Origin of the sequence: Erwinia sp. SLM-02, from assembly GCF_037450285.1 — a bacterium.
In the GTDB taxonomy this organism is placed as follows: Bacteria; Pseudomonadota; Gammaproteobacteria; order Enterobacterales; family Enterobacteriaceae; genus Erwinia.
Window position 1 is genome coordinate 491,883 of record NZ_JAQISN010000002.1, and the last position, 18,617, is coordinate 510,499.

Annotated in this window: 14 protein-coding genes; 6 read left to right on the top strand and 8 right to left on the bottom strand. The window is 56.1% G+C overall.

The features are described from left to right. Window positions 1-15 precede the first annotated feature (15 nt). Window positions 16-558 carry a ribosome biogenesis factor YjgA gene (gene yjgA, locus PGH32_RS15480; protein WP_314417705.1) on the top strand — a complete coding sequence of 181 codons (543 nt, stop codon included), beginning with the start codon at window positions 16-18 and terminating at the stop codon, window positions 556-558. A gap of 220 nt (window positions 559-778) precedes the next feature. Here yjgA and mpl read toward each other — a convergent pair whose 3' ends face one another. Next, window positions 779-2,143 (bottom strand): UDP-N-acetylmuramate:L-alanyl-gamma-D-glutamyl-meso-diaminopimelate ligase, encoded by a 1,365-nt coding sequence (mpl, locus tag PGH32_RS15485; protein WP_337894488.1) that lies wholly within the window; start codon window positions 2,141-2,143, stop codon window positions 779-781. Between the two features lie 166 nt (window positions 2,144-2,309). Here mpl and fbp point away from each other — a divergent pair, with 166 nt between their 5' ends. Both fbp and ppa read left to right on the top strand, forming a co-directional pair. Continuing rightward, window positions 2,310-3,308 (top strand): class 1 fructose-bisphosphatase, encoded by a 999-nt coding sequence (gene fbp / locus PGH32_RS15490; protein ID WP_314417700.1) that lies wholly within the window; start codon window positions 2,310-2,312, stop codon window positions 3,306-3,308. A gap of 251 nt (window positions 3,309-3,559) precedes the next feature. After that, window positions 3,560-4,090, top strand: coding sequence for an inorganic diphosphatase (gene ppa, locus PGH32_RS15495; RefSeq protein WP_105592067.1), 531 nt, complete (start codon window positions 3,560-3,562; stop codon window positions 4,088-4,090). A 161-nt stretch (window positions 4,091-4,251) separates the two neighbouring features. Here the strand turns inward: ppa and PGH32_RS15500 are convergent, their stop codons facing one another. The 4 genes from PGH32_RS15500 to tamA form a co-directional block, all read right to left on the bottom strand. After that, window positions 4,252-4,689, bottom strand: a complete 438-nt coding sequence (locus tag PGH32_RS15500) for a DUF29 domain-containing protein (RefSeq protein ID WP_337894489.1) — start codon at window positions 4,687-4,689, stop codon at window positions 4,252-4,254. Window positions 4,690-4,904: 215 nt separating this feature from the next. Continuing rightward, window positions 4,905-5,252, bottom strand: a complete 348-nt coding sequence (locus PGH32_RS15505) for a gamma-glutamylcyclotransferase family protein (RefSeq protein ID WP_314417697.1) — start codon at window positions 5,250-5,252, stop codon at window positions 4,905-4,907. 2 nt (window positions 5,253-5,254) lie between these two features. After that, complete coding sequence (gene tamB, locus PGH32_RS15510) at window positions 5,255-9,028, bottom strand: autotransporter assembly complex protein TamB (RefSeq protein ID WP_337894490.1); 3,774 nt, start codon at window positions 9,026-9,028, stop codon at window positions 5,255-5,257. Beyond that, window positions 9,025-10,764: an autotransporter assembly complex protein TamA gene (gene tamA, locus PGH32_RS15515; protein WP_443112789.1), complete on the bottom strand. Its 1,740-nt coding sequence runs from the start codon at window positions 10,762-10,764 to the stop codon at window positions 9,025-9,027. Before tamA ends, tamB begins: the two co-directional genes overlap by 4 nt. Window positions 10,765-11,223: 459 nt before the next feature. On the opposite strand from tamA, the gene PGH32_RS15520 reads away from it, so the two are divergent. Beyond that, on the top strand, window positions 11,224-12,558 hold the full coding sequence (locus tag PGH32_RS15520) for a hemolysin family protein (RefSeq protein WP_314417691.1): 1,335 nt from the start codon (window positions 11,224-11,226) through the stop codon (window positions 12,556-12,558). Window positions 12,559-13,660: 1,102 nt separating this feature from the next. Here the strand turns inward: PGH32_RS15520 and PGH32_RS15525 are convergent. Continuing rightward, the gene (locus tag PGH32_RS15525) at window positions 13,661-13,867 is read right to left on the bottom strand and encodes a DUF1107 domain-containing protein (RefSeq protein WP_105592072.1); all 207 of its coding nucleotides are present in this window, start codon (window positions 13,865-13,867) and stop codon (window positions 13,661-13,663) included. 318 nt (window positions 13,868-14,185) lie between these two features. Between PGH32_RS15525 and PGH32_RS15530 the strand changes: the two genes are divergently transcribed. Beyond that, complete coding sequence (locus tag PGH32_RS15530) at window positions 14,186-14,743, top strand: YtfJ family protein (RefSeq protein ID WP_443112790.1); 558 nt, start codon at window positions 14,186-14,188, stop codon at window positions 14,741-14,743. Window positions 14,744-14,824: 81 nt separating this feature from the next. On the opposite strand, the gene cysQ is transcribed toward PGH32_RS15530, so the two are convergent. Further along, window positions 14,825-15,571, bottom strand: a complete 747-nt coding sequence (gene cysQ / locus PGH32_RS15535; protein ID WP_314417689.1) for a 3'(2'),5'-bisphosphate nucleotidase CysQ — start codon at window positions 15,569-15,571, stop codon at window positions 14,825-14,827. Window positions 15,572-15,895: 324 nt separating this feature from the next. Between cysQ and PGH32_RS15540 the strand changes: the two genes are divergently transcribed. After that, the gene (locus PGH32_RS15540; RefSeq protein ID WP_337894491.1) at window positions 15,896-17,833 is read left to right on the top strand and encodes a bifunctional 2',3'-cyclic-nucleotide 2'-phosphodiesterase/3'-nucleotidase; all 1,938 of its coding nucleotides are present in this window, start codon (window positions 15,896-15,898) and stop codon (window positions 17,831-17,833) included. Between the two features lie 44 nt (window positions 17,834-17,877). Here PGH32_RS15540 and fklB read toward each other — a convergent pair whose 3' ends face one another. Then, window positions 17,878-18,498, bottom strand: a complete 621-nt coding sequence (gene fklB, locus PGH32_RS15545) for an FKBP-type peptidyl-prolyl cis-trans isomerase (RefSeq protein ID WP_123331623.1) — start codon at window positions 18,496-18,498, stop codon at window positions 17,878-17,880. Window positions 18,499-18,617: the final 119 nt, after the last annotated feature.

Here is an 18,617-nt window from a genome sequence, read left to right on the forward strand (position 1 = left end):
TTTTGGAGCCTAACCATGACCAAGCAGCCCGAAGACTGGCTCGATGACGTACCCGATAACGAAGAAGAAGAAGACGAAGAGATTATCTGGGTCAGTAAAAGTGAAATTAAACGCGACGCCGAAGAGCTGAAACGCCTGGGTGCCGAGCTGGTAGAACTGGGGAAAAACTCCCTGGACCGCATCCCGCTGGATGAGGATCTGCGTGCCGCGATCGAGCTGGCGCAGAAGATCAAAAAAGAGGGCCGTCGCCGTCAGTTGCAGCTGATCGGTAAGATGCTGCGCTCCCGGGATGAAGAACCAATCCGCATCGCGCTGGATAAGCTGAAAAACCGCCATAACCAGCAGGTTGCGCTGTTCCACAAGCTGGAAGTGCTGCGCGATCGTCTGGTTGAGCAGGGTGATGATGCCGTACCGGACGTGCTGAATCTGTATCCCGATGCCGACCGTCAGCAGCTGCGCGCGATGATTCGCAACGCGCAGAAAGAGAAAGCGGAGAACAAACCGCCTAAAGCCTATCGTCAAATCTTCCAGTATTTGCGCGAGCTGGCCGAAGCGTAACCGGCATGGACAGGGCTGCAACTCGTGCGCCCTGTCCTGATATGGCCCGCGTAACCGCGCTCCGCTATCCACTCCGCCGCGATATCCAATCCCACTCTGGCTGTGCCTCGCTATTCAACTCAGCGCTGGCGATGTCATGGTCGTGAATCCGGTTCGGGTAAGCGTTTTCAGAAACAACCGCATTACTTTGGCAATGCGGCTGAAACCGTGAACACGTTCGTTACTTCTCCGCTTTCGCCAGACGATCCAGCAGCTTCTGATGAATACCGCCGAAACCGCCGTTGCTCATTACCAGGATGTAGTCCCCCGGCTGGGCTTTTTTGGCGATCATCTCGACCAGCGTATCAACGTCCGCACTCCACTGAGCGGGCTGCACGCAGGCCTCCGCCACTTCCACCACCTGCCACGGAATGTGGTGCGGCTGGAAAAGGAACACTTCGTCGGCGCGGCCGAGCGCCGGAGCCAGATCGTCCTTGCTGATCCCCATTTTCATGGTGTTGGATCGCGGTTCCAGCACGGCGAGAATACGCGCGGTGCCGCCGACTTTACTGCGCAGCGCCGCCAGCGTGGCGAGGATCGCGGTAGGGTGATGGGCAAAGTCGTCATAGACCTTAATGCCGTTGCTTTCACCGCGCAGTTCAAGGCGGCGGCGGGCATTGATGAAGTCATTGAGCGCACGACCGGCATCTTCCGGCTTCACGCCGACGTGGCGCGCGGCGGCAATCGCCATCATGCCGTTATGCATGTTGTGTTCGCCCACCAGCGACCAGTTCACTTCCGCCACGCGTTCACAGTCCAGGTACACTTCCCAGCGGGAGGCATCCGGGGTGAGCTTTTTCACCTGCCAGTGTCCGTTGTCACCGACGATTTCCTGCTCGCTCCAGCAGCCCATTGCCATCACCTGCTTCAGGTTCGCATCGTGCTCCGGCAGGATGATTTTCCCCTGCCCCGGCACAATGCGCACCAGATGATGGAACTGCTTCTGGATAGCGCGCAGATCGTCAAAGATATCCGCGTGGTCGAACTCAAGGTTATTGAGGATCAGCGTGCGCGGGCAGTAGTGAACAAATTTGGAACGCTTGTCAAAAAACGCACAGTCGTACTCGTCCGCTTCAATAACAAAAAATGGGCTTTTTCCTAAATTTGCGGAAACCTCGAAATTGCCCGGCACGCCGCCGATAACAAAGCCCGGTTCATAGCCGCAGGCCTGTAAAATCCACGCTGCCATGCCTGCGGTAGTGGTTTTTCCGTGTGTTCCTGCTACCGCAATGACCCAGCGGTCACGCAGCACAAAATCATGCAGCCACTGTGGCCCGGAAAGGTACGGGATATTACGCTCCAGCACGGCTTCGACACAGGGATTGCCCCGGCTCATTGCGTTGCCGATGATCACCAGATCCGGTGCCGGATCGAGCTGGGATGCATCATAACCCTGAATTAAATCAATGCCCTGCTTTTCGAGCAGCGTGCTCATTGGCGGATAAACGTTAGCATCTGAGCCGGTGACGTCATGCCCCAGCGAACGTGCCAGCATCGCCAGGCCGCCCATGAAGGTGCCACAGATACCGAGGATGTGAATACGCATAAAAGGTCTTTTCCTTAAAAGTTCGTCGCACAGTGTAGCGCCCTCATCGTGCGGAAGAAACGGATTTACCCTATGTTCTTTACCGTTCAATCGGCTAAACTGCGTACGCATACGTTGCAGTTTGTAAAACAGGCTGCTACTCAACCGCAGATTCAGGGATTGTGTTATGAAAACGTTAGGCGAATTTATCGTCGAGAAGCAACACGACTTTCCGCACGCAACGGGTGAACTGACCTCATTGATCTCCGCGATCAAACTGGGCGCAAAAATCATCCACCGCGATATCAACAAAGCAGGCCTGGTTGATATTCTTGGCGCAAGCGGCGCTGAAAATGTGCAGGGCGAGCAACAAATGAAGCTCGACCTGTACGCGAACGAAAAACTGAAAGCCGCGCTGAAGGCCAGGGGTATCGTTGCCGGTATCGCATCAGAAGAAGAAGACGAAATCGTTATCTTTGAGGGTGTGGAAAACGGTAAGTACGTGGTCCTGATGGATCCTCTCGACGGTTCTTCAAATATCGATGTAAACGTTTCCGTTGGAACGATCTTCTCCATTTATCGCCGTATCACCCCTCCGGGTACGCCGGTAACCGAAGAAGACTTCCTGCAGCCGGGTAGCCAGCAGGTCGCAGCAGGCTATGTGGTTTACGGTTCGTCCACCATGCTGGTGTACACCACCGGCTATGGCGTTCACGCCTTTACCTACGATCCGTCACTGGGCGTGTTCTGCCTCAGCGCCGAGAAGATGACCTTCCCGGAGAAGGGTTACACCTACTCCATTAACGAAGGTAACTACATTCGGTTCCCACAGGGCGTGAAGAAGTACCTCAAGTTCTGTCAGGAAGAGGACCTGGAAACTCATCGTCCATACACCTCACGCTACATCGGCTCTCTGGTGGCGGACTTCCACCGCAACCTGCTGAAGGGCGGCATCTACCTCTACCCAAGCACGGCCAGCCACCCGAAAGGTAAACTGCGCCTGCTGTATGAGTGCAACCCGATGGCGTTCCTGGCCGAGCAGGCGGGCGGCAAGGCCAGCGACGGTCAAAACCGTATTCTGGACCTGATCCCCGAAACGCTGCACCAGCGTTCACCGTTCTTCGTCGGCAACGACCATATGGTGGATGATACCGAACGTTTCCTGCGTGAATTCCCGGATAACTAACGGTTAATCAGGGCGGTCAGACGACCGCCCTGTTCTTTCTGTTCAGCCGCTATGCCGGGTGACGTTCAGCACGGATACTCTCGCCCCCATCGCCAGATTAGCTATTCCCGCAAATTGTGCTGCCGCCGGCCTGCTCGGAAGAATCTGCTATCGCTCCGACGTAGTCTTAAACGCTGAAAAAGCGCAGGACTTTAAATTTGACCTGGCTATAATAGCCGGCACTCAACCTAATATGATTTAAGGAACTCAGAATGAGCCTGAACCATGTACCAGCGGGTAAAGACCTGCCAGATGACATCTACGTTGTTATCGAGATCCCGGCTAACGCTTCTCCGATCAAATACGAAGTAGACAAAGAGTCTGGCGCTCTGTTCGTTGACCGCTTTATGGCGACAGCAATGTTCTATCCGTGCAACTACGGTTACATCAACAACACCCTGTCTCTGGATGGCGACCCGGTTGACGTGCTGGTACCTACCCCGTACCCGCTGCAGCCTGGTTCAGTGATCCGCTGCCGTCCGGTTGGCGTACTGAAGATGACCGATGAATCTGGCGAAGATGCCAAGGTTGTTGCGGTACCACACAGCAAGCTGAGCAAAGAGTACGAGCACATCCAGGATGTGAACGACCTGCCAGAGCTGCTGCGCGGCCAGATCACCCACTTCTTCGAGCAGTACAAAGCGCTGGAAAAAGGCAAATGGGTTAAGGTTGACGGCTGGGAAGGCGTTGAAGCCGCTAAAGCTGAAATCGTCTCTTCTTTCGAGCGCGCTGCTAAGAAGTAAGATCGATACCCTATCGATGAAAGCCGAAAGTCACCACGTTCGGCGGCTGTCGGTAAGAGGTCAGAACAATCCGGGGGCGTTCGCGTTCCCGGATTTTTTTTGCTTTCAGCGCCTCGTGTGTCAGTAGTCATCCTGACGGGGCTAAGGCACAGCCTGTACTCTTATTTGCTGGCGGGATAGAACTCAGGGTCAACAATCTGTTCGTCACTCCAGGGGCAGAGCAACGGGAAATGTTTCTCATCAATGCCCGTTTCACGCGCCGCAGAAAGGATCGCATCACCATAAGCATCGGCCATCAGCACGGAAAACTCATTTTTCAAACTGGGATTACGCGCCAGTCGGCGCAGGATTTTTCGGCGTTGTTCCGCAATCGTCAGCTGCCAGCTTCTTCCCTGATGGCTGGGTTGAAACTGCCATTTCAATAAATGCTGAAGTAATACTTCGAGGCGTGATTCCAGTTCACGTCGTTCACTGTTTCCCATGCTCTCAATTTCCTCAAGCAGGTTCCTTGTGTCCAGCTGATGCAGCTTACCCGAACGCAGCAAATCAGCCTGCTCCTGAGTCCAGCCATAAAAATCGCTGTCATAACTCATGGTCATTGTTCCTCCCAACTTTAGCTGTCATTCCAACGCTTAAATAGTAGTCTGTCAGAGAAGGTGTCAGGCGTCAAAAGCTAGCGTACGCACCCGCACCACCAGGGTGAATCCTCCTGCCCGGTGAGCATTAACGAGGTTTCCAGCCGGACCGGGGGGCAGCGGCAGAGTAAAAAAAACACCGCTCACTGAGCGGTGTTTTTGTTTTCAGAAGAGGCCGGTTAGTCTCCGGCATCTCGTTGCAGCCAGTCACCGCTAACGATGCGCTTTCTGCCTGAGACGGAACGCTGATACACGTACAGCCACGCACTGCCGTACGGGGTTTGTAACAGCTCGCGCTTATACTCCCCGCCGGTTTCTCTCAGAGCATCCAGCTCCCCCAGGGTTGAGGCATCTATCCGATAAACTTCACAATAGACCTTACCCTCACCCGGAACAACGCCCGGGTAATGGCCAAGGCTGTAGAGCTCATAGCCGTCGATCTGATGATCGCCCAACCACTGCCCGTTCGTCATCCAGTGACTGTTACCTTGCTTGCGTCGCAGACTGCCGTAGACAATTATTCGCATTGCTAGAACTCAAACTGATAAAGCACATCCAGAGCCTGATCTATGCCAGACACTGCTTCCAAATAGAGTTTGGGCATCAGGCGATAACGCAGGGTTAAGGTCGCCAGTGAATCAAATATGCCAACACCGTATTTTACCTGTAGACCCGGCAGCACATAGCCGCTGACCTGCACCTGCTGGCTGTCGCCAACCCCTGCAGTATCCAGCGCCAGATTGCTGACACCGAAGGTCTCGCCGATTTTACCCACAACTTGACCACTTTGTGCAACCCCCAATCCTACCAGGGCGGAAGTTAATGCATCACTGTCGCTGCCGGAGGTTTGCAGACCCTGCCCGCGAAGCAGGTAGGAAAGCGCTTCCTGCTGCGACATCGCCGGGTCGGAGAAGACCTCCGCCTTCGGCTCATCCGCCAGTCCGGTCACGCGCACGCCTGCCGTCACGTCATCTTCAGTCGCTTCCGGGTTACGGATCGCTTCGATGTTGAGGTAAGGCTGATCCGGCGGGCCGGCAAACTGCAGCTCGCCCTTGCGCACAATCAGATCCTGGCCGTAGGCATGGAAGCGCCCGGACGGAATGTTAATCTGACCGTTCAGCCCCAGGCCGCGTTTATCCTGCACCAGCTTCAGATCGCCGTTCAGCTTCGCCTTAAGACCGAAGGCGCTGAGGCGCACATCGTCCCCGACGTGGATAATCAGATTGCTGTTGATCGGAATTGAGGTGGATTTCGGCGCAATCGGCTGCAGGTTTTTATCCAGCAGCACCTCATCAGAGGAGACGCCCACGGCGCTTTCCGGCACTTCCTGCACCGTAATGCGCGCCCACGGGATATCCACCCGGCCATCAAGATTAAACATTTCCGGCGTGGCTTCGAACACCAGGTCCGGCGAGACGTCCATGCGCACCATCGGCGGCACGGTTACCCGTACCCGATCGCCTTTCGCCGCGACGCGTGCCCGCCAGGCATTCAGCTGGCTCCAGTCGGCATTACCGTTGAGCGCAATCTGGCCCTGCGACGTCTGAATAACGCCTTCCAGCGTTGAGCTCATGCCGTTAAACAGCATGGAAAGGTTGGCGGTGGTGAGATCCACCGGCATAAAGCTGCCTTCCACATCAACATTACGCAGGCCAAGCTGACCAAAGACCTGCGGCTTTTGCAGGTTGCCGCCCAGGCGCAGGTTGCTGTTCAGCACGCCGGAGACTTTTTCACCCTGCATCAGCGCCGGGTTAAGCATCGCCAGCGACAGGTTGGTGATATTGACGTTGCCGGACAGCGTCCTTTTCCCCTGCGGATCGGCGATCTGCACGTTACCGTCCAGCTGGCCGTTGTTGGCAATGCGGATCAGCCAGTCGAGCTGCGCACGGCCATTTTTCAGCCCCGCGTTCAGGTTCAGCGCATCGAAGGCGATCGGCAGCGTATTCCCCTGCACGTCCTGAGCCACTTTGACCCCGTTGCCTTTCAGCGAGATGCGCCCGGTGGGCAGCGCGCCGTCGGCGGTCCAGCTGACGTCCGCATCACCGCTGAACGAACCGTTAAGCTGCGTCTCTTCCGGCATAAACGGTTTAATCATCGCCAGGTCAAAGCGGTTCAGTACCACCCGTGCGCGCCCGGACGGACCGGCCTCCACCGTCTGCGGTACGCACAGCTTGGCGTTCGGGTTCTGCCAGCAGTGCGGCCCGATGCTGATGGTCTGTTTGCTGTTGAGGTAGTCCAGCGCGATGGCGCGGGTTAAGCGCCATTCGCCCACCGGCGTGTCGAAGCGGGTGTTGTTCAGCGTGCCCTGCCAGCGCTGCGTGGCGCGGTCAAAGCTGCCGTTCAGCGCCAGCTGGCCGGAAACCGGTTCGCCCTGCATCGTCAGCTTCAGCTGATGCTGCTTTTCGCTGCCGCTGGCATCCAGGATCAGCTGTGAGATGCTCAACGCATCCTGCTTAACCTGATCGACACGCAGATTCAGCTTGCCCTGAATCTGTTCACCGGAGCTGACATCGCCTTTCAGCAGCACGCGGCCAATACGCAGCTCCTGCCAGCGCAGCCCGGTGGCGGTCAGATCGGCCAGCAGCTGTGGCGTTTTCAGATCGCCACGCGCGCGGATGGTGCCTTTTGCCACGCCGCCGAGGCCCGGCAGGGCGTTATCCAGATGCTGGGCATCGATATCCGCATCCAGATTCAGCTTGTCGCCCAGCGAGCCTTTCAGGTTGACGTTGTTACGCCCCAGAATCAGCTTGATGCCGGGAATATCCCACTGGTTGTAGCTGTTGCCGTACAGCGTACCGTCGGCGCTGATGGCGTTGTTACGCACGTTGCCGCGCAGCTTCAGCTCCGGTACGCGCATCTGCCAACTGCCGCCGTACAGGCTGCCGCGGGTGGTGATTTTCCCGTCCAGCTTCGCCGGCCAGTCCGGATACTGCTTCGCGGTGTTGATGCCGGTCAGGGTCAGCTCGCTGTTCCAGCTGATTGCCTTACTCCAGTCCACCAGCGCTTTCAGGTCGGCGGTGCCCTGCAGCGCGGCCAGCCTGAGTTTTTCGATGGCGAACTGTTCAACGTTGCCTTTGCCGTCCAGGGTCACCGTGGCGGGCGGTACGCCCTGCCCCTGTAGCGCCGCCTTCAGCGACATCACGTAGTCGGTTGCCTTGCCTTTGAAGCTGAAGTTGAAGTTATCCGCCTCATACTGCGTTTCCCCCTCCAGCGGCCAGCGCAGCTGCGGGCTTTGCAGTGTCATATTCAGCGGTAATCCCGCTTCTGCCAGACGCGTGTCGGCATCCAGCTGTGCCCGCACCGGACCGGACAGATTCAGCGCCAGGGTCAGCGTTTCACGCAGATCGCCACCGAGGGTCATTTTGATCTTTTCACCCTTCAGCGGATCGATATTCATCTCGCCGTTAAGGGTGAAGTTCATCGGCCAGTTCCCGCTCAGCGTCGCCTCTCCCTGCGCGTTGAGCTGCCCCTGCACCGCATCCACATCCAGCGTTTGCAGCGCCAGATGATTGTTCTCGGTTTTGGCTTTCACCAGCAGGCGGTTAACGGTGATATCGGTATCGCCGGTCAGGCGCAGCTGTTCACCCAGGATCTGCTGCACATTGACGTCCAGCGGCAGGGTGAACTCGGGAAGATTCGGCAGCAGCGGCTGCTCAAACATCGCTTTCAGCGTCTCGCCCAGCGGCTTTTCTTCCGGCTGTGGATCCTGGATTTTCGGCTGAACCACTTCTTCATTGGCCACTTTCGCCGCTTTCGGCAGGGCAATCAGCAGCCCCTGAATATGAGTCGGCGTCAGCGTCATGCCGCGCCCTTCCCAGTGCATGCCGCTGGTAAAGTCCGCCAGCGACACCGCCGTATCGTCGATTTTGACGTTAACGTTGTGCAACGCCAGACGGCTCAGCGTCAGCGGGTACGGCGTGCTGATTTCACCGGTTGCCGATTCATCTTCAGCCGGCGGCGTGTCCGATGAGGCCAGCTGCTTGCTGTCCACCGCCACATAAACGTCCTTCAGCGAGAGATCGTTCACGCAGAACGCACTCTGCTTCAGGCAGCCTAAACGCAGCGCCAGATGAAACTCTCCGGCGTTAACCGAGACGCCCGGCATCTCGTATTTGACACCCTTCAGGGTCAAATCACGCCAGCCGCCGTTGACCTGCTGGATAGCCAGCCCCGGCACCCAGCGGGCGGCCGAGTTCAGCACCAAGTGCAGGCCGCTGGTGGTTCCCAACAGGAACGCAATGCCGCCCAGCAGCAGCACAATAAAAATAAGGATGCCAATCAGGCCTTTTTTCCACCACTTCATAGTTCAGGCCCCAGTCCAATGTAAAACTGAATATCGCGATCGTCCTGGTCACCGATTGGGCGGGCAATATCAACCTTGATCGGCCCCACCGGTGACTGCCAGCGCACGCCGAAGCCCGCGCCGGTCTTAAAGTTGCTCTGTTTAATATCGTTAACGGCTTCACCCGAATCGATAAACACCGCGCCCCACCATTTGCCCGTCACGTTGTACTGGTACTCCAGCGATCCGGTCGCCAGCTTGGAGGCACCGGTCAGCTTGCCTTCATCATCGCGCGGCGAAATGCCTTTGTACTTGTAGCCGCGAATACTGCGATCGCCACCGGCGAAGAAGCGCAGATCGGGCGGGACTTTTTCAAAGTCGTTGGTTTCAATCCAGCCGAGATTGCCGCGCACGACGAAGCGATGCTTATCTTCCAGGGTGCGGATCCAGACGTTTTGCGCCTGCACCACCGCGAAGTCAACGTCCGACCCCCATGTAGTATCGGATACGTCCAGCGAGTAGCGCTGCGAGTCGCCCCAGGTCGGCATTAAGCCGCCGCGTGAACGGGTGCGGTTAACGCTGACGCCCGGATAGAGCAGCATGGTGGTGTTGGTGACGCTACCCTGAGTAAAGTGGTCGAGGCTCCAGCGCAGGTTAATCGCCCGCTGCCAGCCGCTGGAACTGTCCCAGTAGCGCGAAGCCGCCAGCGTCGTTGAATCGGCTTTGGTATCGTTAAGATCGGTGCGTTTCAGGCCGCCCTGCAGCAGGTAATACTGCTCCAGCGGGCTTTTCAGCAAAGGAACTTTGTAACTGAAATCCAGCTGCTGTTCCGGGGCGGAGATATTCGCACTGGTGGAGAAACTGTGCCCCCGGTCATTCACCCACGGTTTTTTCCAGGTGGCTTTCACCCGCGGGCCGACGTCGGTCGAGTAGCCCACGCCGGTTTCGATGGTGTTTTCCGTGCGCGGAGTAACTACCCCGTGCAGAGGTAATATTTTGTTTTCACGGCTTTTATCAAACTCAGGCGCCACGACGACCGAGTTGAACCAGCCGGTTGCGGACAGGCGGCGGTTCAGCTCGGCCAGGTCACGCGAGGTGTAGTAATCGCCCTGCTTAAACGGCAGCAGGTTTTGCAGGTACTCTTCACGAATTTGCGAACCTTCAAAGGTGACCGGGCCGAAGCGATAGCGCTGGCCGCTGTCGTAGTCGATATCCCAGAAGGCTTCCCGCCGCTCAACCGATACGCCGAGCTGGCTCTTGCGATACTCACCGTCAAAGTAGCCTTTACGCAGCGCAAGGCCGGAGAGAGAGCTTTTAAATTTGTCGTACTTACCGTGATTGAGCACGCTGCCAATCTTTGGTTTTCCGTCACGCACCAGCTGCTGCACGTCGCTGTCGGTGCGCGCGCCGCCGCGCAGAATAATGGTTTCACCAGCGATTTTCACCGGTTCGCCGGGCGTGACCTTCGCCAGCAGCACCGGACGGCCGCCCTTAGCAGGGGCCGGACGCAGCTCGAAGTCGATCTGCGGCTCATAATATCCCAGCGCCTTCAGACCTTCTTTGACCGCGACGCTAACGCGCGAACGGAAGCGCCCGTCGGAGGTCACTTCATCATTAGTAATCGTGGATAAACGTGCCCTGACGTTCTTCTGTAATTCCCCGGATAATCCTGTTACCTGTAAACGCACATTGGCCGCTTCTGCGGCAGGTGCGGCGATCAGCAAACAAGACATGCAATAGACATGAATTCGTGGCACGCGTACTCCCGTTTTTTTGCCAGCCCACCATCCACCGGGCTTAATCTGTAATTATTCAATAGACTTAATGGAGTTTAACGTGCTCTGTGTATCAAACAAGTTTCAACGCTGTATTTACGAAATGATTCCAGTTCAAATGGTTTTTAGCCGTGCCTTTGTTAAAAGGCAGCCCGCAAAGTTGCGCTCGCCACACCGCCGCAATTGTAAGCGCTCGTCGGCACAGCTATAATCGCAGCACAGGTTTTATTCACAACCTGATAACCCTTCTGCCCCGGCGTACTTTGCCGAACTGGCGCAGACATTTTTGGCACGGATAGCCCTGTACGCTCAATACGCAGAATGATGCAGAATCCCGCGCGCTGCCCAGGCCAAAAATGACAAGTGATTAACCCGGCCCTCCTTATCTGCGCAGTGATAAAACTGAATGCCATAAGAGATGAGCCATTGTATGGATAGTGTATGTTAGACAGCTTGCTTGTCATTTTACTGCTGATTGCGATCAGCTCATTCTTCTCTCTTTCAGAAATCTCTCTGGCAGCCGCCCGTAAAATCAAACTGAAAATCATGTCGGATGAAGGCAACATCAACGCCCAGCGCGTGCTGAAAATGCAGGAAACGCCGGGGATGTTCTTTACCGTCGTGCAGATCGGCCTGAATGCCGTGGCGATCCTCGGCGGTATTGTCGGTGATGCGGCGTTCTCTCCGGCCTTCCGTTCCCTGTTTGAACGGATGGTGGAGCCTGAGCTGGCGGAGCGCCTCAGCTTCATCTGTTCCTTCACCCTGGTCACCAGCCTGTTTATTCTGTTTGCTGACCTGTTCCCGAAACGTCTGGGAATGATTGCGCCGGAAAGCGTGGCGCTGAAAATCATCAATCCGATGCGTTTCTGCCTGTTTCTGTTCCGCCCGCTGGTGTGGTTCTTCAACGGCGGGGCCAATATTATCTTCCGCCTGTTTAAGATCCCGCTGGTGCGCAAAGACGACATCACCTCGGACGATATCTACGCGGTGGTGGAAGCCGGCGCGCTGGCCGGCGTGCTGCGTAAGCAGGAGCACGAGCTGATTGAAAACGTGTTTGAGCTGGAATCGCGTACCGTGCCGTCGTCGATGACCTCGCGTGAAAACGTTGTCTGGTTCGATCTGCACGAGGATGAGGCCAGCCTGAAAGGGAAAATCGCTCAGCATCCGCATTCCAAGTTCCTGGTCTGTAATGAAGATATCGACCATATCGTCGGCTATGTTGACTCCAAAGAGCTGCTGCTGCGCGTGCTGGGCAATCAGAGTATGGCCCTGAACAGCGGCCTGCAGATTCGTTCGGCGCTGATTGTGCCGGATACGCTGACGCTCTCTGAAGCGCTGGAAAGCTTTAAGGCCGCCGGTGAAGACTTCGCGGTGATCATGAACGAGTATGCGCTGGTGGTGGGGATTATTACGCTGAATGACGTGATGACCACGCTGATGGGCGACCTGGTCGGTCAGGGCATGGAAGAGCAGATTGTGGCCCGCGACGAGAATTCGTGGCTGGTGGAAGGCGGGACGCCGATTGATGATGTGATGCGCGTGCTGGACATCGATGAGTTCCCACAGTCCGGCAACTACGAGACGATTGGCGGCTTTATGATGTTTATGCTGCGTAAGATCCCCAAGCGTACCGATTTTGTGAAGTTCCACGGCTATAAGTTCGAGGTGGTGGACATAGACAGCTATCGCATCGATCAGCTGCTGGTGACCCGAATTGATGCTCGTCCGGCGGCACCGGTGTTGCCGCGTGCGCCGGAAGCGGGTGCCGAAGAATAACTTTTTGGTGATGGCTGAACGGTGCCAGCGCTGACTGAGGTTACTCAGGGCTTCTGGCTGCTCGTGCCAGCGCTGACTGGTCGGGGACGGCTACGGGCCGGTCCTCGCGCCGCTTCGCGGTGACCTTCACTTCGTTCGTCAGCCGGTCGGACCGGCTCAGACGGTCCATCCCTGGCCCGACCGAGCCTTTCGCCAGCGTCCTGCTGGCGAATCCTGGCCTCTTTTCTACGTTCAGCGCTGCGGATTGCCCGTAGCCGTCCCCGACCAGTCCGCTCTTAACTGTCAGAGATGCCTGTTAGAAGCAACGGTTAGAAAATACCCGCTTCCTCAAGTCTCTCAACATCTTGTTTATACGAAGCGTTACGTACTGAAGCCTGCTCGAAATCCGATTCACTTTGATGTCTCTCAGTTGGCTTCGTTTAAATCGTTAGCCTCGCAGGCCTGGCTTCAGTACGGATGTCGGACATGAAAAAAACAGCATCCTGATGAACAGTTTTATCTCTGATAGCAATGAATTAGTGTGTTGAGTTCCATTATCTCGGAACGTTCAAAACAGAGCCTTGCAAAGCACTCACGACGTTTGAAATTCGACAGAAATTTAGTCTCTACGGCTGAGAAAATCCACAGCGCTGAGGTGCAAGCGGCGGGACCGGAGAGGCCTGCCAGCCCCTGCCAGAAAGCAACGATGATACTGCAAGGGGTTCAGCCCCTGCCAGAAAGCAACGATGATGCTGCAAGGGGTTCAGCCTCTGCGGCTACCGGGTAATCCGCAGCGCTGAGGTGCAGGCTGCGGGACCGGAGAGACCAGCATGGATGCTGGGATCAGGTGCGGCGCGGGCAGGACGCCCGCTCCACGCCGATCCGCAAGGCCCGCAGCCGGAACCGAAGGCACCACGCAAAGCGTGGCGCGAGGACCGCCCGGTAGCCGCAGAGGCTGAACCCCGATCTCCGAAACAACCAGCAACCAGCAACCAGCAACCAGCAACCAGCAACCAGCCAGAATTGCATTTCCAGCCAACAGGCAACAAAAAAGCCGCTCTCAACAAGATAGCGGCTTCTTACCCTCTAACGAACATCACACCCCAGGGTGCCATCTCTTACATCAGTTGAACTCTGACTGGAGGCGCAAAACCTGGCGGTTCACTTCTGACATCACACTAAAATGCTGCTTATCCTTCACGCGTGGGAGCAGGATTTTTCCCTTATCGAACTCAAACGCGCCAACATCCTTAATATACAACCGACCACGAAACAGAGTCTTAACGTACTTGGCGACCTGAAGTGGGTTATAGCGTTGGAATATTTTCATTGTTGATTGTACTCCTGAAAATTTAACGTACGCTCCGTCCGTAACCAAATCAGAGACGAATCCATGAAGCGCAAAGTGATTAGACTATAGAACACTGGTTGCTTTCTATGTCCTTAATTCCCAATTTTTTTACTACGTTTACACATCATTACAGAGCACTATGTCATTTGAACGACAAGTCACAGTATAAACCTTCAATCCACGGGGTTTTGTGCAGTGTGTTGCAAAGATGTTATTTCGATGCGACAGCAGCATCATCCACACTTATTATTACATCTGCGTGAACAACTGGTCCGATCACATAACATTGGAGCCGTCATGATCAAAATTCGACATCTTATTGCGTTGACCTGCCTGCTGCTGCCGCTGGTCGCGGGGGCGCACAACCTGACTCAGAACCAGCGCGTACCGCCGGTCGGCATCGCCGACAAAGGTGAGCTGGTGTACCAACAGGATAAGTTTAGCTATAAAAACTGGAACAGCGCGCAGCTGGTAGGAAAAGTGCGAGTCATCCAGCATATTGCCGGTCGCTCATCGGCAAAAGAGCAGAATGCCGCGCTGATCGAGGCGATTAAAGCGGCGAAACTGCCTCACGATCGCTACCAGACCACCACCATAGTGAATACCGACGACGCGATCCCCGGCACCGGGATGTTCGTGCGCAGCAGCATCGAGAGCAATAAGAAACAGTTCCCGTGGTCGCAGTTTATTATCGACAGCAACGGCAGCGTGCTGAAGGCATGGCAGCTGCAAAGCGGGGGATCGGCCATCGCCGTGCTGGATAAAGAGGGCAAAATCCGCTTTGCTAAGGACGGCGCGCTGACGCAGGATGAAGTTAAGCAGGTGATGACGCTGCTACAGCAGCTTCTCAATTAATGTATTAGCCCGGGAGGAGAGGGAAATGCCCTCCTGCCGGGCTGACAACCGGATGCGTCATACGGCTCTCAATTAAATCGATTAAAAAATCGAGACGCGGAAGCCCGGATTGAGGAAAGATTCGCGCGGCGTGTAGTCCAGCGTTTTCCCCTGCCAGTCGTTGACGTGTGCCCCCGCTGCCAGCGCAACCGCATGGCCTGCGCCGGTGTCCCAGATATTGGTCGGCCCAAAGCGTGGATAAAGCTGCGCCTCGCCCTCTGCCACCAGGCAGAACTTCAGCGACGAGCCGATGGCCGTGGTCTGATGTTCGCCCATCTGTTCAAGATATTCTTTCAGTTCCAGATCGGATTTGGCGTGGGAGCGGCTAATCACCACCAGCGGTGGATGGGCTTCGCGGACCTGAATCTGCTCTTTATGGCCGCCCTGCTCCTTCCACGCTTTACCGTCGGCGGCGGAATACATCACTTTCAGCACCGGGGCATACACCACGCCCAGCACCGGCTTGCCGTCTTCGATCAGGGCGATATTGACGGTAAACTCACCGTTGCGCTTAATAAACTCTTTCGTACCATCCAGCGGATCGACCAGCCAGTAGGTCTTCCAGCCCTGGCGGGTCTGCCAGTCAGCCGGATCTTCTTCTGACAGCACCGGGATCTGCGGGGACAGCGCCTGTAGACCGGCAACAATAATTTTATGCGCGGCAATATCCGCCGCTGTAACCGGAGAATCATCGGATTTGCGGGCGACATCCACCGGCGTCGGCGCATCATACACCTGCATAATGGCATCACCTGCTTCGCGTGCCAGCTGGCAAATTTGTTCTAACACTTTTCACCTCCCGATTGAATTCATGTTGGCCTGCTATTACCGGGCGAACGCTAAAGCACTCTATTGAGAATAGCAGTTCACTCCATCCCCGTTAACATCAGGTTATCCTTTGATTTTTAAAGCATAACGTTTATGGCTGCGCTATGACACTGTTTTGATTATCTTCTGCCAGTACGTGAACTGCGCCTACCGTGTGGGGTTATTCTGACAAAACACGGTTAAATATCTGCCTTTGATCACATTTATTTGCAGCATGACGACAAAATTTCATACTTTTCTGCGATGGTTACACAAATTCAGTCAGAACTCAGAAAGGGAGAAACTATGTTCAAGCCCGGCATTACGCTGGTTGCACTTATGGTGAGCAGCACTTTACAGGCGGCCACGGTCGATTTTCGTATTATGGAAACCACCGATCTGCACAGCAATATGATGGATTTCGATTACTACAAGGATCGGCCCACCGATAAATACGGTCTGGTGCGCACCGCCTCGCTGATTGCCGCAGCCCGCCAGCAGGCAACGAACAGCGTGCTGGTGGATAACGGCGACGTGATCCAGGGCAGTCCGCTGGGCGATTATATGGCGGCGAAAGGGTTGAATGAGGGCGAGGTTCATCCGGTGTATAAAGCGATGAACACCCTGAACTACAGCGTCGGCAACCTGGGCAATCACGAATTCAATTACGGCCTCGACTACCTGAAAAAGGCCATTCACGGCGCGCGTTTCCCCTACGTGAACGCCAATATTATTGACGTTGCCAGCGGCAAGCCGCTGTTTACGCCCTTTCTGATTGAACCGGTCACCGTGCGCGACCGCGAGGGTAAAGAACACATCCTGAAGGTCGGCTATATCGGCTTTGTCCCACCGCAGATCATGGTCTGGGATAAAAAGAACCTCAGCGGCAAGGTCACCGTCGAGGACATTACCGCCACGGCGAAAAAATGGGTGCCGGAGATGCGCGCTCAGGGGGCCGATATCGTGGTAGCCATTCCGCACTCCGGCCTGTCGAGCGAGCCGTATCACGCGCTGGCGGAAAACTCCGTTTACTACCTCAGCCTGGTTCCGGGCATTGATGCCATTATGTTTGGCCACGCGCACGCCGTCTTCCCCAGCGCCGACTTCGCCGCGATTAAGGGCGCTGACATCAACCAGGGGACGCTGAATGGCATTCCGGCAGTGATGCCCGGGATGTGGGGCGATCACCTCGGCGTGGTCGATCTGGTGCTGAATAACGAGAGCGGAAGCTGGAAGGTCAGCAGCGCCAGAGCAGAAGCCCGGCCTGTTTATGACAAGGCGGCGAAACAGTCGCTGGCGGCGGAAGATCCGGCGCTGGTGAAGGTGCTGGCCAACGACCATAGCGCTACGCGCGAGTTTGTCAGCCAGCCGATCGGCAAATCCGCCGACGTGATGGCCAGCTATCTGTCACTGGTGCAGGACGATCCGACCGTACAGATCGTCAATAACGCCCAGCGCGACTATACCAAACGCTTTATTCAGGGCGACCCTGACCTGGCTCACCTGCCGGTGCTGTCCGCCGCTGCGCCGTTTAAGGCCGGTGGCCGTAAAAACGATCCGGCCAGCTATGTCGAAGTGGATAAAGGCCAGCTGACGTTCCGTAACGCCGCCGATCTCTACCTGTACCCGAATACCCTTGTGGTGATGAAAGTCAGCGGTGCTCAGGTGAAAGAGTGGCTGGAGTGCTCCGCCGGGCAGTTTAATCAGATTGATATTCACAGCAGCAGGCCGCAGTCGCTGATTAACTGGGACTTCCGTACCTACAATTTCGATGTGATTGACGGCGTGACTTACCAGATTGATATCACTCAACCCGCACGCTATGACAGCGAGTGCCAGCTGATTGATGCACAAAGCTCGCGCATTCGCGATCTGGCCTATCAGGGGAAACCGATCGATCCTGAAGCCACCTTCCTCGTTGCCACCAATAACTATCGCGCTTACGGCGGGAAGTTTGCGGGCACGGGTGAAAAGCAGGTCGCGTTTGCCTCACCGGATGAGAACCGTTCGGTGCTCGCCGCTTATATCAGCGCGCAGACCAAAGCCGAAGGCGAGGTGAAGCCGCAGGCCGATAATAACTGGCGTCTGGCCCCTATCGTCAGCGATACGCCGCTGGATATTCGTTTTGAAACCGCGCCGGGGGAGAAAGCCGCTGAGTTTATTCGCAGCCACGGGCAGTATCCGCTGAAACAGGTGGCAACGGATGAGACAGGTTTTGCGATTTATCAGCTGAAACTGCAGTAGCGGGGAACAGCAGCAGGCGCGCCCCGCAGGGCGCGCCTGAGGGATTACAGAATTTCCAGCAGTTCGACTTCAAATACCAGCGTGCTGTATGGCGGGATGGATGCGCCAGCACCACGCTCGCCGTAGGCCAGGTTGTGAGGGATAACCAGCTCCCACTTGGAACCAACCGGCATCAGGGTCAGCGCTTCGATCCAGCCTGGGATCACGCCGCTTACCGGGAATTCAGCCGGTTCGCCACGCTGAACGGAGCTGTCAAACACGCTGCCGTCGATCAGTTTACCGGTGTAGTGAACGCGTACGCGGTCCTGACGGGATGGAATAGTGCCTTCACCCTGAGTCAGTACGCTAAACTGCAGACCGGTTTCGGTGCTGCTGACGCCGTCACGCTTCGCATTCTCTTCCAGGAATTTCTGACCTTCTACCGCCAGCGCTTTCTGACGCTCCTGACGCACAACTTCAGCGCGTTCGTGAACTTCACGCAGCGCACGATGAACAACATCAACAGGAACCGCCGGGGCATTCCCTTCCAGCGCATCACGCAGACCCGCCAGTAGCGCCTCTGGTTGCAAACCCTGCAGGCCAGATTCCTGCAGCTGCTGACCAACCTGTAAACCGATACCGTAACTTGCTTGCGCTTCTACACTGTCAAAAGAAGGGGTTGTCATGGATTTTCCTTTCATCATTGATAAAACCGAACGCGAAGCATAACAGCGCAGAGAACGGGCGTAAAATCCCATCTTCCACTGGTGACTTTTGATCGCGAAAGAGAAACAATAATGTCTTC

Coding starts and splice junctions, on each gene's coding strand:
- mpl (WP_337894488.1), bottom strand. CDS start 2,143: ATGCGTATTCACATCCTCGGTATCTGTGGCACCTTCATGGGCGGCCTG.
- PGH32_RS15520 (WP_314417691.1), top strand. CDS start 11,224: ATGTTAGACAGCTTGCTTGTCATTTTACTGCTGATTGCGATCAGCTCA.
- fklB (WP_123331623.1), bottom strand. CDS start 18,498: ATGACAACCCCTTCTTTTGACAGTGTAGAAGCGCAAGCAAGTTACGGT.
- PGH32_RS15540 (WP_337894491.1), top strand. CDS start 15,896: ATGTTCAAGCCCGGCATTACGCTGGTTGCACTTATGGTGAGCAGCACT.
- tamB (WP_337894490.1), bottom strand. CDS start 9,028: ATGAAGTGGTGGAAAAAAGGCCTGATTGGCATCCTTATTTTTATTGTG.
- PGH32_RS15525 (WP_105592072.1), bottom strand. CDS start 13,867: ATGAAAATATTCCAACGCTATAACCCACTTCAGGTCGCCAAGTACGTT.
- yjgA (WP_314417705.1), top strand. CDS start 16: ATGACCAAGCAGCCCGAAGACTGGCTCGATGACGTACCCGATAACGAA.
- fbp (WP_314417700.1), top strand. CDS start 2,310: ATGAAAACGTTAGGCGAATTTATCGTCGAGAAGCAACACGACTTTCCG.
- ppa (WP_105592067.1), top strand. CDS start 3,560: ATGAGCCTGAACCATGTACCAGCGGGTAAAGACCTGCCAGATGACATC.
- PGH32_RS15530 (WP_443112790.1), top strand. CDS start 14,186: ATGATCAAAATTCGACATCTTATTGCGTTGACCTGCCTGCTGCTGCCG.
- PGH32_RS15505 (WP_314417697.1), bottom strand. CDS start 5,252: ATGCGAATAATTGTCTACGGCAGTCTGCGACGCAAGCAAGGTAACAGT.
- PGH32_RS15500 (WP_337894489.1), bottom strand. CDS start 4,689: ATGACCATGAGTTATGACAGCGATTTTTATGGCTGGACTCAGGAGCAG.